Source organism: Lysobacter sp. A286, from assembly GCF_054052105.1.
On sequence record NZ_JBSVRJ010000001.1, the window covers coordinates 1,321,566 to 1,335,514 of the forward strand.

General features: G+C 64.1%; 10 protein-coding genes. 1 reads left to right on the top strand and 9 read right to left on the bottom strand.

Annotation, left to right across the window (positions count from 1 at the left end; all coding sequences use genetic code 11):
* The first annotated feature begins 133 nt into the window (after positions 1 to 133).
* A complete protein-coding gene (locus ACW7G0_RS06070) occupies positions 134 to 1,345 on the top strand; it encodes an acyltransferase family protein (RefSeq protein WP_456988315.1) in 1,212 nt (403 codons plus the stop codon).
* Here the strand turns inward: ACW7G0_RS06070 and recJ are convergent.
* The 9 genes from recJ to grpE all read right to left on the bottom strand — a co-directional run bounded on the left by recJ (position 1,308) and on the right by grpE (position 13,777).
* Entirely contained in the window at positions 1,308 to 3,035 is a 1,728-nt protein-coding gene (gene recJ / locus ACW7G0_RS06075; protein ID WP_456988317.1) for a single-stranded-DNA-specific exonuclease RecJ, read from the bottom strand. The genes ACW7G0_RS06070 and recJ overlap by 38 nt on opposite strands.
* Positions 3,032 to 3,988, bottom strand: a complete 957-nt coding sequence (locus ACW7G0_RS06080; protein WP_456988318.1) for a phosphoglycerate mutase — start codon at positions 3,986 to 3,988, stop codon at positions 3,032 to 3,034. The genes recJ and ACW7G0_RS06080 overlap by 4 nt, the downstream gene beginning before the upstream one ends.
* Before the next feature lies 1 nt (position 3,989).
* A complete protein-coding gene (gene greA, locus ACW7G0_RS06085) occupies positions 3,990 to 4,466 on the bottom strand; it encodes a transcription elongation factor GreA (RefSeq protein WP_456988319.1) in 477 nt (158 codons plus the stop codon).
* A gap of 94 nt (positions 4,467 to 4,560) precedes the next feature.
* Positions 4,561 to 7,812, bottom strand: coding sequence for a carbamoyl-phosphate synthase large subunit (gene carB, locus ACW7G0_RS06090; protein WP_456988320.1), 3,252 nt, complete (start codon positions 7,810 to 7,812; stop codon positions 4,561 to 4,563).
* A 1-nt stretch (position 7,813) separates the two neighbouring features.
* Positions 7,814 to 8,968 carry a glutamine-hydrolyzing carbamoyl-phosphate synthase small subunit gene (gene carA / locus ACW7G0_RS06095; RefSeq protein WP_456988322.1) on the bottom strand — a complete coding sequence of 385 codons (1,155 nt, stop codon included), beginning with the start codon at positions 8,966 to 8,968 and terminating at the stop codon, positions 7,814 to 7,816.
* 129 nt (positions 8,969 to 9,097) lie between these two features.
* Positions 9,098 to 9,868 carry a 4-hydroxy-tetrahydrodipicolinate reductase gene (dapB, locus tag ACW7G0_RS06100; protein ID WP_456988324.1) on the bottom strand — a complete coding sequence of 257 codons (771 nt, stop codon included), beginning with the start codon at positions 9,866 to 9,868 and terminating at the stop codon, positions 9,098 to 9,100.
* Between the two features lie 46 nt (positions 9,869 to 9,914).
* Positions 9,915 to 11,042, bottom strand: a complete 1,128-nt coding sequence (gene dnaJ, locus ACW7G0_RS06105; RefSeq protein ID WP_456988325.1) for a molecular chaperone DnaJ — start codon at positions 11,040 to 11,042, stop codon at positions 9,915 to 9,917.
* Between the two features lie 128 nt (positions 11,043 to 11,170).
* Complete coding sequence (gene dnaK / locus ACW7G0_RS06110; protein ID WP_456988327.1) at positions 11,171 to 13,096, bottom strand: molecular chaperone DnaK; 1,926 nt, start codon at positions 13,094 to 13,096, stop codon at positions 11,171 to 11,173.
* 153 nt (positions 13,097 to 13,249) lie between these two features.
* Positions 13,250 to 13,777, bottom strand: coding sequence for a nucleotide exchange factor GrpE (gene grpE, locus ACW7G0_RS06115; protein WP_456988328.1), 528 nt, complete (start codon positions 13,775 to 13,777; stop codon positions 13,250 to 13,252).
* Positions 13,778 to 13,949: the final 172 nt, after the last annotated feature.

The window sequence follows — 13,949 nt, forward strand, 5'->3', positions numbered from 1 at the left end:
CCACCGCGCCGGCACGCCGCGGTTCGTCCCTGTAGTCCACTGTTGGTCACAAACCCCGCGCGATCAATCACTTGCCGACGGCTTGGCGGTTGTCCTGCGGATACGGTTGGTGGACTCGATAGCGGACTCTCGCATGCCTCGCCGACACGACATCGACGCCTTGCGCGTCATCGCCTTTACCATCCTGATCCTCTACCACGTCAGCGGCGTGTATCAGGTCGATGCGGATTTCCACATCGTCAGCAGTTACCAGAACCAATGGCTGGACTACGTCCGGATCGTGTTCAACCGCTGGCGCATGCCGTTGCTGTTCGCAATTTCCGGTGTTGCCATAGGTCTTTCGTTTCCGGGCAAGAACCCACTCCGGTTCGCACTGCTGCGGACCTGGCGGCTGTTGCTGCCACTGACGTTTGGCATGCTGTTCATCGTATCGGTCCAGGCGTATTGCGAAGGTGTCAGCAAAGGCACATTGGCACCCGGCTTCTGGAACTTCCAATGGCGTTACCTGCAAGTGCGACCCTGGCCAGAAGGGACGTTCACCGGAGCGTCGCATGGGATCACCTGGAACCATCTGTGGTACCTGGCCTACCTGTGGGTATACACATTGATCCTGGTGACGCTCGCGCCGGTGCTGCGGTCCAGCCACGGCGAGCGGACGTTGGCCTGGCTGGGTCGTCCGCGCCATGGACTGTTGCTGTTGGCACCTGCTGCCCTGTTTTTCGCGTACCTGTTGGTGTTGAAGCCCCGGTTTCCGGAGAACCACGCGCTCGTTGGGGACTGGTACCTGCATGCCGAATATTTTTCGGTATTTCTGCTTGGTTACATCATTGCCGACCAATCGGCGCTCTGGCAGCGACTGGCACAATTGCGGTGGCCGATGACGAGACTGGCCATCGCCGCGATCCTGGTGGAGTTGGCGTTGAAAGCGGCCAGCCAATACTTGCCGGCTGGGGAAATCCCGGCTGCGCTCCAACCTCTGCCGTGGGGCTTGATCGAACGCGCCGCACGCGCCTTGTACATGTGGACGGCTCTACTGGCGATCTTCGGCTGGGGCCATGCGTACCTGAATCGCCCGATGCGCTGGCTGCCGTACGCCACCGAAGCCGTCTACCCCTGGTACATCCTGCACCAGAGCCTGATCGTGCTGGCTGCGTACTGGCTGATCCCGCTGAGGCTCGGGCCCTGGCTGGAGCCGATCCTGGTCATCCTGTCGACGATCGCCGGATGCCTGGTACTGCACGAGTTCGTGATCCGACGCACGGCCGTGTTGCGGCCGCTGTTCGGCCTCAAACGGCCACCGATATCGCTCAAGCGGCTTCGCGGTGCACCACGACCAATTGGATAGCGTCGCCGCCGCGGTAGTCGTCGGCTTCCAGCCGGTAGGCGATGCGGACTCGTGCAGACGGCGGCTCGCCGGTCCAGCCGCCAAACTCGATGGCGTTCAGGCGCGTGCGTCCGAGACCGAGTTCCAGTTTTAGGTGGCGCTCGCCGACCACGCGCCAACGCAGCACGTCAAATTCGCCATCGAACTGCGGCTCGGCAAAGCCCTGCCCCCAGGGCCCGCCATCACGCAGTGCGTCGGCACTACGACGGGTGAACTCGTCGCTCGCCAATTCGCCGTCGCTGAGGATCTCGGATTGCAGCAGTTCGGCATCCAGGGTCGCGGCGACGCAGTCGCGGAATGCCTGCGCGAACGCCTTCATCGATGCGGCCGGCAATGACAGGCCGGCCGCCATTGCGTGACCGCCGAAGCGCTCGACCAGACCGGGGTGGCGCGCATTGACCATCGCCAGTGCGTCACGGATATGGAAGCCGGGAATCGAGCGCGCCGAGCCGCGCAGCGTCGCGCCACCGGGCTCAGCCGGGGCGAACGCGATCACCGGACGGTGCAGCCGCTCCTTCATTTTCGATGCGACCAGCCCTACCACGCCCGGGTGCCAATCCGGGTCGGACAGGCAGACCGCGAGCGGCGACGTCGCGGTGTCCAGCGTCACTTTGGCGAAGGCAACTTCCGCCTCTTCAGTCATTTGCTGCTGGACGGCGCGGCGCTCGGTGTTGATCCGGTTGAGGGTATCGGCGATCTCGCGCGCCTGGTTCATGTCGTCGGTCAGCAGGCATTCGATGCCCAGCGCCATGTCTTCCAGCCGGCCCGCGGCGTTCAGGCGCGGCGCGATCGCAAAGCCGATGTCGCTCGCGCTCAGCCGGGCGGGATCGCGCTTGGCGACGTCGATCAGCGCACGCAGGCCGGGGCAGCCCTGCCCGGCGCGCAGGCGACGCAGGCCGGCAGCGACCAAGGCACGGTTGTTCGCATCCAGCGGCACCAGGTCGGCAATGGTGCCCACCGCGACCAGATCAAGCAGCCGGCTCAGATCGGGGCCTTTGCCGTCGATGCCGACATCGAGCTTTCCGGCATCGCGCAACCGCCGGCGCAGTGCGAGCAACACGTAGAACATCACCCCGACGCCGGCCAGCATCTTGCTGGGGAAGCCATCGCCGGGCTGGTTCGGATTGACGATGGCATCAGCCGGGGGAAGCGTGTCGCCCGGCAAGTGATGATCGGTTACCAGCACTTGCCAACCCAACGCCTTGGCAGCCGTGATACCGGCGTGGCAGGCGATGCCGTGGTCAACGGTGACCAGCAGGTCGGGCTGCAGCGCGGCCAGATCGGCTACCAACCCCGGCGACAGCCCGTAGCCATGAGTCATCCGGTTGGGCACGGCATGCGACACATGGCGGGCGCCCAGCATCCGCAAGCCGCGCACGGCGACGGCGCACGCGGTGGCTCCGTCGCAATCGAAATCCCCGACCACCAGTATGTGGCGACCACCCGCAATCGCGTCGGCAAGCAGCGTGGTTGCCGCGTCCAGCCCGCGCAATGTATCGGGCGGCAGCAGGTTGGCCAGCTTCGGACGAGCCTGGTCAATGGAGGTTGCGCCGCGGGCACCGTAGATGCGTTGCAATAGCGGCGGGACCTGCGCTGGCCACGAGCTGGAATCCACCACCGGCCGGCGGCACAATTTGCTGATGGGCGTCATTCCGACGTGGCAGATGGGGCGGCCACGAACGAACGCCATGGACGACGCCAGAACCGCCAGCGCTGCCGGGGTGTCAGCAGGAGCTGGTGGCCGTCGGCGAAATCAATCGTGGCGCGCGCCAGCTTGCCGGCCTGCAGATCGACCAGCAGGGGCAACCACCAATCGCGATCAAACACGGCCAGGTCGCGCAGGTGACGCAGGTCGAACAGCTGCCCGCCCTCGCCTGCCTGCCAACACGACGGTAACGGCCCGTTGTGGGCACCGGCGGCGGTCGCAAAGGCGATCAGGGTGTCGTCGTCACTGAACAGGCTTGCGTGGGACGTTCGGACGGAATGCGGAACGCGACTCGCCCCCCAGAACCACAACGAGTTGACCGGTGCCAACCCCGCCGACGCACGTTCGATGTTGCGTGGGTGATTGTGCAGGACTACCTGCGCTTCGCTCAGCAAGGCGCGCCAACGACGGCCTTCCGGACCTTCCGGCAGCTGATCGAACAAGTCCGCACCAAGTGCCTGGTCGAGCGACGCCATCACCGGCAGCGGTGCACCCGCTGGCATTTGCAGGTACCAACGGCTGGGATGCGGCGCATCGATCGGAAAACCGATGTCACCAAACAGTGGCTTGAGCGCCGGCAGGAACGCGGCGCTGTCGGCCGCGCTCAGCGACAAGGCATTCCCATGCGACAGCAGCCGGGCACCATTGATGTCGGGCTGGATGTAGACCGGGTCGGCCCGAAGCCATGCGGATCCGACTGCGTCGCCAGCGTCGACCTGGCGGGTTATCGCTGCTACCGGCCAACCCCGCGGCAGGATGTCGAACTGACGTGCCACCTGATCGCCCTCGACTCGCGACTGATCAGCGCGCCCAAACCATCGCCCGGCGCTTTCCGACAACCGCTGGCCACCAAACCGGCTTCGTGCCGACAGCAGCAAGGTGACCGCGTTGGTGGTCATCTCAATCGATGTAGCGAACGGCGGCGATCTCATACTCGCGAGTGCCGGCCGGGGCGTCGATGGCGACCTCGTCGCCCTCGTTGCGCCCGATCAGTGCCCGCGCGACCGGTGAGGAGATCGCAATCAGGCCCAGCTTGATATCCGCCTCCAGGTCGCCAACGATCTGGTAGGTCTTTTTCTCTTCGGTATCCAGGTCCACCAGGTCGACCGTGGCCCCGAACACGATCTTACTGCCCACGTTGAGGGCGCTGATATCGATGATCTGGGAGTTGGAGAGCTCGCCTTCGAGTTGCTTGATGCGGCCTTCGATGAACCCTTGTTGCTCGCGCGCGGCGTGGTACTCGGCGTTCTCCTTGAGATCGCCGTGGGCGCGTGCTTCGGCGATCGCATGGATCACGGCGGGGCGCTGGACCGACTTGAGCTCCTCGAGCTCGATGCGCAGGCGCTGTGCGCCCTTGCTGGTGATTGGTGGTTGCATTGATGGATCCTTGGCAGCCGCAGGGCTGCCGGTAGTTAGTCCGACAATCGGTGGTTCCGCAGCGACGATTGTGCCCGGATCGCGCGAGGCAAAGCTAGACGGCGTCGGCGACCTTGCCATGCAGCTCTTGCAACGACAGCACCGGACCGGTGTTGCGGTAATCAAGCGACAACAGCAATGCGCGGGCCCCCGAGATCGTGGTCGAATAGGTCACCCGCTGCTGCAGGGCCTCGCGACGGATCGAGAAGGAATCGGCGATCGCCTGCCGGCCCTCGGTGGTGTTCACGATATAGACGATCTCGCCATTCTTGATCAGGTCGACGATGTGCGGGCGGCCTTCATTGACCTTGTTCACCAACTGGCACTCCAGGCCCTGATCACGCAGGAACCGGGCGGTGCCGCCGGTGGCCACCAGTGAATAGCCACGACGGACCAGGTCGTGCGCCACCGGAAGAACCCGCTGCTTGTCGGGGTCTCGAACGGAAACAAACACCTTGCCGCTGCTGGGCAGCGCCTTGATGTCACCGGCCTCCTGGGCGCGCGCCATTGCCGCACCAAAGTTGAGGCCGACGCCCATGACCTCGCCGGTGGAACGCATCTCCGGCCCCAGGATCGGGTCGACGCCCTGGAACTTGGCAAACGGGAAGATGGCTTCCTTGACCGAGTAGTAGCCGGGAATGATCTCCACCGTTGTGCCCTGCTCGGCCAGTGTCTTGCCAGCCATGCAGCGAGCGGCGATCTTCGCCAGTGGCATGCCGGTGGCCTTGGATACGAACGGCACCGTACGCGACGCACGCGGGTTGACCTCAAGCAGGTAGATCGTGTCTTCACCCGCCTCGTTGGTCTGGATGGCGAACTGGGTGTTCATCAGCCCGACCACGTTGAGCGCCCTGGCCAAAGCGACAACCTGCTCGCGTAAACGGGCCTGGGTATCGGCCGACAACGAGTACGGCGGCAGAGAGCACGACGAGTCGCCCGAATGCACGCCGGCTTCCTCGATGTGCTCCATCACCCCACCGATCAGCACGTTGCCGTCTTTGTCCGCAATGATGTCGACGTCGACTTCGATCGCGTTGTCGAGGAAACGGTCCAACAACACCGGCGATTTCTCGGAGACCCGAACCGCATCGCGAATGTAGCGCTCCAGGTCGGCGTCGGAATGCACCACCTCCATCGCGCGGCCGCCAAGCACGTAGCTGGGGCGGACCACCAACGGATAGCCCACTTCACCGGCCAGCAGCAAGGCCTCCTCCGGATTGCGTGCGATACGGTTGGGTGGCTGCTTCAGGCCGAGCTTGTCGACCAGCTGCTGGAAGCGCTCGCGATCCTCGGCCAGGTCGATGCTGTCCGGGCTGGTGCCGATGATCGGCACCCCGGCGGCCTCCAAGGCTTCGGCCAGCTTCAGCGGCGTCTGGCCGCCGTACTGGACGATCACGCCCTTGGGCTTTTCCAGGTCGCAGATCTCCAGCACGTCTTCCAGCGTCAGCGGCTCGAAGTACAACCGGTCGGAGGTGTCGTAATCGGTGGACACGGTTTCCGGATTGCAGTTGATCATGATGGTCTCGAACCCATCCGCGCGCAGTGCCAGCGCCGCGTGCACGCAGCAGTAGTCGAACTCGATGCCCTGGCCGATCCGGTTCGGGCCGCCGCCGAGCACGATGATCTTGTCGCGGCCGGTCGGCTTGGACTCGCACTCGTCCTCGTAGGTCGAGTACATGTAGGCGGTCGTGGTGGCGAACTCGGCGGCGCAGGAATCCACGCGTTTGTAGACCGGCCGCACGCCAAACGCGCGTCGCAGGGAACGCACGGCGGTCTCGTCGGTGCCGGTCAGCTGTGCCAGCCGCGCGTCGGAGAAGCCCAGCCGCTTGAGCGCGCGCATGCGAGTGGCATCCAGCGCCGACAGGCCGGCCTTGGCGACTTCAGTCTCCGCCGAGATGATCTCTTCCATCTGATCAAGGAACCAAGGATCCACGAAGGACAACGCGTGCACGTCTTCCACGCTCATGCCGGCGCGGAACGCATCACCGATATGGAACACGCGGTCGGGGCCGGGCTCCTTGAGCTCACGGCGAACCTCGGCCATGCCTTCCGGACTGCTCAGATCCAGGCCGGTAGGGTCCAGTCCGACCTTGCCGGTTTCCAGGCCACGCAGCGCCTTCTGCAGCGATTCACCGAAGGTCCGGCCCATCGCCATCACCTCACCCACGGACTTCATCTGGGTGGTCAGGTGGGAGTCGGCCTGGGGGAATTTCTCGAACGCGAATCGTGGAATCTTGGTGACAACGTAATCAATCGACGGCTCGAACGACGCCGGGGTGGCACCACCGGTGATGTCGTTGCGCAGCTCATCCAGGGTGTAGCCGACCGCCAGCTTGGCCGCGATCTTCGCAATCGGGAAACCGGTCGCCTTGGACGCCAGCGCCGAGGAACGCGACACGCGCGGATTCATCTCGATCACCACCACGCGTCCGGTCTGCGCGTTGATGCCGAACTGGACATTGGAGCCGCCGGTATCGACGCCGATCTTGCGCAGCACCGCGATGGAAGCATCGCGCAGGCGCTGGTACTCCTTGTCGGTCAGGGTCTGGGCAGGCGCAACGGTGATCGAGTCGCCGGTGTGCACGCCCATCGCGTCGAAGTTCTCGATCGAGCACACGATGATGCAGTTGTCCGCCGTATCGCGGACCACCTCCATCTCGAACTCCTTCCAGCCCAGCACCGACTCCTCGACCAGCACCTCGTTGGTCGGCGACAGCTCCAGGCCACGCTTGATGATCTCCTCGAACTCTTCCCGGTTGTAGGCGATGCCGCCGCCGCTGCCACCCAGGGTGAAGGACGGGCGGATGATGGTCGGGTAGCCGACCGTCGCCTGAATCTCGACCGCCTCCTCGAACGTCCTGGCGACCGCGGCCTTCGGACATTCCAGACCGATCTCGGCCATCGCGACTCGAAACAGCTCACGGTCCTCGGCCATCATGATGGCCTCTCGCTTGGCGCCGATCAGCTCGACGTTGTACTTCTCCAGCACGCCGTGATCGGCCAGGTCGAGCGCGCAGTTCAGCGCGGTCTGGCCGCCCATCGTCGGCAGCAGCGCGTCGGGGCGCTCCTTGGCGATGATCTTCTCAACCGTCTGCCAGTTGATCGGCTCGATGTAGACCGCGTCGGCCATTTCCGGATCGGTCATGATCGTGGCCGGATTGGAGTTCACCAGCACTACCCGGTAACCCTCCTCACGCAAGGCCTTGCAGGCCTGCGCGCCGGAGTAATCGAACTCGCACGCCTGTCCGATAACGATCGGACCGGCGCCGATGATCAGGACGGTCTTGATGTCGGTACGCTTTGGCATGTCAGTGGTTCTCGGCGTGTTGGTCTTGCATCAGCGCAATGAAGCGATCAAACAAGGGGGAGACGTCTTGCGGACCGGGACTGGCCTCCGGGTGACCCTGGAAACCGAACACCGGCGCACCCGGGATCTCGATGCCCTGGTTGGAGCCGTCGAACAAGGAACGATGGGTGACCCGGACGTGTTCCGGCAACGTGGCCTCGTCGATCGCAAAGCCATGGTTCTGGCTGGTAATCATTACCCGGCCACCATCATGACCATCGCCGCAAAGGTCCTGCACCGGGTGGTTGGCGCCATGATGGCCAAACTTCATCTTCATCGTCCGCGCGCCACTGGCCAGGCCCAGCAACTGGTGCCCCAGGCAAATGCCGAACATCGGGATCCTACGCTGGATGAATTCGCGGATTGCATTGATAGCGTAGTCGCACGGCTCCGGGTCGCCCGGACCATTGGACAAAAAGATGCCGTCGGGTTGGAGCGCCAGCACGTCGGCAGCCGCCGTCTGGCCCGGCACCACGGTGATCCGGCAGCCACGCTCGGCGAGCATGCGCAGGATGTTGCGCTTGATGCCGAAGTCGTAGGCAACGACATGGAATCTGCCGTCGGTCTTCGAGAACACGTTGTTGTCGAGGTCGAGCTGGCCATCGGTCCATTCATAGCGCTCGCGCGTACTGACTTCCTTCGCCAGGTCCATGCCCTTCAGGCCGGGAAACTTGCGTGCCGCTTCGATGGCCTGCTCGGCATCGATGTTGTCGCCCGCCATCACCGCACCGCTCTGGGCGCCATGGCTGCTGAGCATGCGGGTCAATTTGCGGGTGTCGACGTCGGCGATCGCGACCACGCCGCGCTGGGATAACCAGCTTGGCAGGGACAGCTGGCTACGCCAACTACTCGGCCGCCGCGGCATGTTGCGGACGATCAGCCCGGCCGCCCAGACCTGGCTCGACTCGTCGTCCTGGTCATTGATGCCGGTATTGCCGATATGGGGATAGGTCAGTGTTACCAGTTGGCGCGCATACGATGGATCGGTCAGGATTTCCTGATAACCGGTCATCGCGGTGTTGAACACCACTTCCCCGACCGACAGGCCGGGTGCGCCCATGGAAATGCCCTCGAAGATGGTGCCGTCTTCAAGCGCGAGAATTGCGGGTTGGGTCACGGTGATCGCCTTGGCTGCCAGGGGATGCTGATTCCATCAAGCGCGGCGCGGGTCGAAACTCAGGCTGCAGCAAAGCGCGGACGCGGCTGGGGGCCGGTCCGACAAATGGAGTTCAGGCGAACGAGAATTCTAGCGATGAAGTGGGTCCAGCGCCAGCTTTTCGTCCGTTCCCTGCCGTGCAGCAGGCGGCAGCAGGTCGCGCAGCGAATAGCGCCCGGGACCCTGGCTGGCCATCCACGCGGCGGCGTGCAGTGCGCCGCTGGCGAAGACGTCGCGACTGGTGGCGCGGTGGGTCAACTCCAGGCGCTCGCCAAATCCGGTGAACTGGACCATGTGCTCGCCGATGATGTCACCGGCCCTCAAGGAGACATAACGAGGCTGCGCGCCTCCCTGCTCCGCGCGCGCTCCCAACGCCAGCGCAGTGCCAGAAGGAGCATCCAGCTTTTGCGCGTGATGGGACTCGACGATGTCGCAGCTCCAGTCCCCAAGGACCTGTGCGGCGCGTTCCACAAGCTCGGCCAGGACCGCTACGCCCAGGCTGAAGTTGGCGGCCCAAAGTACCGGAACACGCGCCGCCGCCGCTTCCATCGCCTCGCGCTGCACCGGCTCCAGCCCGGTCGTGCCCGACACCAGCGCCGCACCACGGTCGGCGCACAGCTCCAGGACGGCGTCGAAGCCGGCCGGGAGACTGAAATCGATGGCGACGTCGAACTCCGGCACGCCGTTCAACTCATGGACCGAGAAATGCGGCACGCCATCAATCACCCGCTGGCCAGGCTTGTCGGGTGCGACCGCGGCGACGACTTGCAACCGGTCATGGCTGGGTGCCAGGCGCAACAAGGCCTGGCCCATGCGACCGGAAGCGCCGTGGATAAGGATGCGGACGGGTGCGTTGTTCATTACCGCAGGCTATCGGGCTGGCGGTGGGGCGACAAGCACTGATGACTCAGGAAGTCATGCGGTCCCAGAAGCCCTTGACCCCATCGATGAATGTTGATGATCGTGGCGAATGGCGGCGCGCGTCCTCACCGGTAAAGGTCGCCTCAAGCTTCTCCAGCAACTCACGTTGCTCACCGGTCAGGTTCACCGGGGTCTCGATGACGACCCGGCAGTACAGGTCACCGGGGCGACGGCTGCGCACCGACTGCACACCCTTGTCGCGGACCCGGAACAGCTTCCCGGTCTGGGTCTCGGCTGGCACCTTCAACTCGACCTCGCCGCCCAGCGTCGGGACCCGCACGATGTCGCCCAAGGCAGCCTGGCCCAGGCGGATTGGCAGGTCACAATGCAGGTCATCGCCATCGCGCTGGAATATGTCGTGCTCACGCACACGTACTTCCACGTACAGGTCACCCGGCGGCGACCCGGCGGGGCCTGCTTCACCCTCCCCGGCCAATCGGATGCGGTCGCCGTTGTCGACCCCGGCCGGAATCTTGACCTGAAGGTCCTTGGTGCTCTCGATCCGGCCTTGTCCGTGACAATCACCGCATGGATTGGCAATGGTCTGGCCACGACCGCCGCAATGCGGGCAACCCTGCTGCATCGAGAAAATACCGCGCTGGAACCGAACCTGGCCACGGCCGCTGCAAGTGGCGCATGTTTCCAGTTTGCCATCGGCCGAGCCACTGCCGTTGCAGTGATCACACTCATCCAGGGTCGGGATCTGGATCTGTTTCTCGACGCCGCCGACCGCTTCCTCCAGCGACAACTCCATCACGTAGCCGATATCGGCACCGCGCCTGGGGCCTCGCGCACTGCCGCCGCCAAAGATGTTGCCAAAGATGTCACCGAAAATATCGCCCATGTCGGCTTGGCCCGCACCGCCGCCACCGCCGCCGCCCATTCCGTGCTCGAATGCCGCATGGCCGTGCTGGTCATACAAGCGCCGACGGGAGCTATCGGAGAGGACCTCGTAGGCCTCCTTGCACTCCTTGAACGAAGCTTCGGCGGCCGCATCCCCCGGATTCCGGTCGGGGTGATATTTCATCGCACAACGACGATAGGCTTTTTTCAGCTCATCGCCATCGGCGTTGCGGGCTACACCCAGGGCTTCGTAATAGTCGCGTTTGCTCATTTGCTACGGTTTCCCCCGCATCCGACGGCAGCCCGGGGTGCGGTGTTGGTGAAACGAGAAGGGTCCGGAAACGCCTGGCGATCCCGGACCCTCGCGTCAGGCCCCTCCAGCGGAGAGACCGGGTCGACCTACTTCTTGTCGCCGTCGGTGTCGTTGACTTCCGTGAACTCGGCATCGACCACATCGTCGGCGGCGGCGTTGGCGTTGGCGCCCGCGTCGGCGTCATCCGGACCGGGCTGCCCCTGTACGGCGGCGAGCAATGCCTGAGCCGACTCTTCCAACGTCTTGCTCTTGGCTTCGATCTGGCTCTTGTCGTCATTCTTCATCGCCGTTTCCAACTCGGCGATGGCCGTCTCGGTGGCGCCAATCGCGTCACCCGGCAACTTCTCGCCATGTTCCTTGATGGTGCTGCGGGCCATGTGGATCAAGCCATCGGCCTGGTTGCGGGCCTGCACCAGTTCGTGGAACTTCTGGTCCTCCTCGCGGTTGACCTCCGCGTCCTGCACCATCTTCTGGATCTCGTCCTCGGACAGGCCGGAACCGGCCTTGATCTCGACCTTCTGTTCCTTGCCGGTCTTCTTGTCCTTGGCGGTCACGTGGACGATGCCGTTGGCGTCGATGTCGAACGACACCTCGACCTGCGGCATGCCGCGCGGCGCCGGCTCGATGCCGGACAGGTCGAAGCGGGCCAGCGACTTGTTGTAACGCGCCTGTTCGCGCTCGCCCTGCAACACGTGCACGGTGACAGCGGACTGGTTGTCGTCAGCGGTGGAGAAGGTCTGCGAGGCCTTGGTCGGCACCGTGGTGTTCTTCTCGATGATCTTGGTGAATACGCCGCCCAGGGTCTCGATGCCCAGGCTTAGCGGGGTCACGTCGAGCAGCAGCACGTCCTTGACATCGCCGGCCAGCACGCCGCCCTGGATCGCGGCACCCACGGCAACCGCCTCATCGGGGTTGACGTCCTTGCGCGGCTCCTTGCCGAAGAATTCGGTCACCGCTTCCTGGACCTTGGGCATCCGGGTCTGGCCACCGACCAGGATCACTTCGTTGATGTCGCTGGCGCGCAGGCCGGCGTCATTGAGCGCGATGCGGCACGGCTCGAGTGACTTCTTGATCAGATCTTCCACCAGCGACTCCAGCTTGGCGCGGGTCAGCTTGATGTTGAGGTGCTTCGGGCCCGACGCGTCGGCGGTGACGTACGGCAGGTTGACCTCGGTCTGCTGCGCGGTCGACAACTCGATCTTGGCACGCTCGGCGGCGTCCTTCAGGCGCTGCAGGGCCAACGGGTCCTTGCGCAGGTCGATGCCCTGGTCCTTGTTGAACTGCTCCACCAGGTAGTCGATGACACGCTTGTCGAAGTCTTCGCCACCCAGGAACGTGTCGCCATTGGTCGCCAGCACCTCGACCTGCATTTCATCGTCGACCGAGGCGATCTCGATGATCGACATGTCAAAGGTACCGCCGCCCAGGTCATATACCGCCACCTTGCGATCGCCGCCCTTCTTGTCCATGCCGTAGGCCAACGCCGCCGCAGTGGGCTCGTTGATGATGCGCTTGACGTCCAGCCCGGCGATCTTGCCCGCGTCCTTGGTGGCCTGGCGCTGGCTGTCGTTGAAGTAGGCCGGCACGGTGATGACCGCCTCGGTGACCGTTTCGCCCAGATAGGCCTCGGCGGTCTTCTTCATCTTGGCCAGCACTTCGGCGGAAATCTGCTGCGGCGCCATCTTCTTGTCGTCGCCGGTCTGCACCCAGGCATCGCCATTGTCATGCGCCACGATGCCGTAGGACACCAGGTCAAGGTCTTTCTGCACCTCGGCGTCGGTGAACTTGCGGCCGATCAGTCGCTTGACGGCATAAAAGGTGTTCTGCGGATTGGTGACGGCCTGGCGCTTGGCCGAGGCACCTACCAGGATCTCGCCGTCCTTGGTGTAGGCGACCACCGATGGCGTGGTGCGGTCACCCTCGGCGTTCTCGATGACCTTCGCCTTGCCGCCCTCCATGACTGCCACACATGAATTGGTGGTGCCCAAGTCGATACCGATGATCTTGCCCATGGTCTTGTTTCCTCTGGAATCCTGGATGTACTGCGAATGTTTTGTGGCGGTGATGCTGCCAATGACTGTTATCTGGGGGTTACTGCGCGGCAGTTCAAGAACCGGACCGATAACCCTCAGGCCCGGGAGTCAGGAACGGCGGCAATGGCTTCGTCAACCTTGCTCGCTCACCACCACCAGGGCCGGACGCAACAGACGCTCGTTAAGCAGCCACCCTTTCTGGTAAACCTGCACCACGTGCCCCGGCGCGTGCTCATCGCTGCCGACCGTGCTCATCGCCTGGTGGTGCTCGGGGTTGAAAGGCTGTCCGACCGGATTCACCTCGACCATTCCATTGTCGTTGGCGACCTTCAGCAGCTGCCTGAGAGTGAGTTCCATACCCTCACGCAGTGCGTTGGCATCGCCTTGTGCCGCGCCCAAACCGGCCTCCAGACTGTCAATAACCGGCAAAAGTGCGCCCAGCAGCCGCTCATTGGCGAACTTGCGCGCCATCTCGATATCGCGGGTCAGGCGCTTGCGCTGGTTTTCGATATCGGCGCGGTCGCGTAACGTGCTCTCGCGCAGTTGTGCCAGCTCGGCTTGTGCGGCGGCCAGTTCGACGGCCATCGGATTGTCGTCGTCGATGGACGGGTCGGTTTCAGCGGCCTGGTTGGCCAGATCTGGATTGGGTTCAGTGGACATGCTTTGCTCTGGTCCTGGCGCCTTCGGGCGCGTTATCCGTGACTGCACCAGCAATTGGGGTCGGCGATTCGCAATTCAAGATGCTGGCAACCAAAATGCCGTTGGCTCAGCATGCGAGACCCGGTTCTGCCACGCTTTATCCCTGCGCAACATCCCTTCTCAACCAGATTGT

What these genes read in the sequence shown, in the direction of transcription:
- ACW7G0_RS06070 (WP_456988315.1), top strand. Translation starts at nt 134, where the DNA reads ATGCCTCGCCGACACGACATCGACGCCTTGCGCGTCATCGCCTTTACC.
- recJ (WP_456988317.1), bottom strand. Translation starts at nt 3,035, where the DNA reads ATGACGCCCATCAGCAAATTGTGCCGCCGGCCGGTGGTGGATTCCAGC.
- ACW7G0_RS06080 (WP_456988318.1), bottom strand. Translation starts at nt 3,988, where the DNA reads ATGACCACCAACGCGGTCACCTTGCTGCTGTCGGCACGAAGCCGGTTT.
- greA (WP_456988319.1), bottom strand. Translation starts at nt 4,466, where the DNA reads ATGCAACCACCAATCACCAGCAAGGGCGCACAGCGCCTGCGCATCGAG.
- carB (WP_456988320.1), bottom strand. Translation starts at nt 7,812, where the DNA reads ATGCCAAAGCGTACCGACATCAAGACCGTCCTGATCATCGGCGCCGGT.
- dapB (WP_456988324.1), bottom strand. Translation starts at nt 9,868, where the DNA reads ATGAACAACGCACCCGTCCGCATCCTTATCCACGGCGCTTCCGGTCGC.
- dnaJ (WP_456988325.1), bottom strand. Translation starts at nt 11,042, where the DNA reads ATGAGCAAACGCGACTATTACGAAGCCCTGGGTGTAGCCCGCAACGCC.
- dnaK (WP_456988327.1), bottom strand. Translation starts at nt 13,096, where the DNA reads ATGGGCAAGATCATCGGTATCGACTTGGGCACCACCAATTCATGTGTG.
- grpE (WP_456988328.1), bottom strand. Translation starts at nt 13,777, where the DNA reads ATGTCCACTGAACCCAATCCAGATCTGGCCAACCAGGCCGCTGAAACC.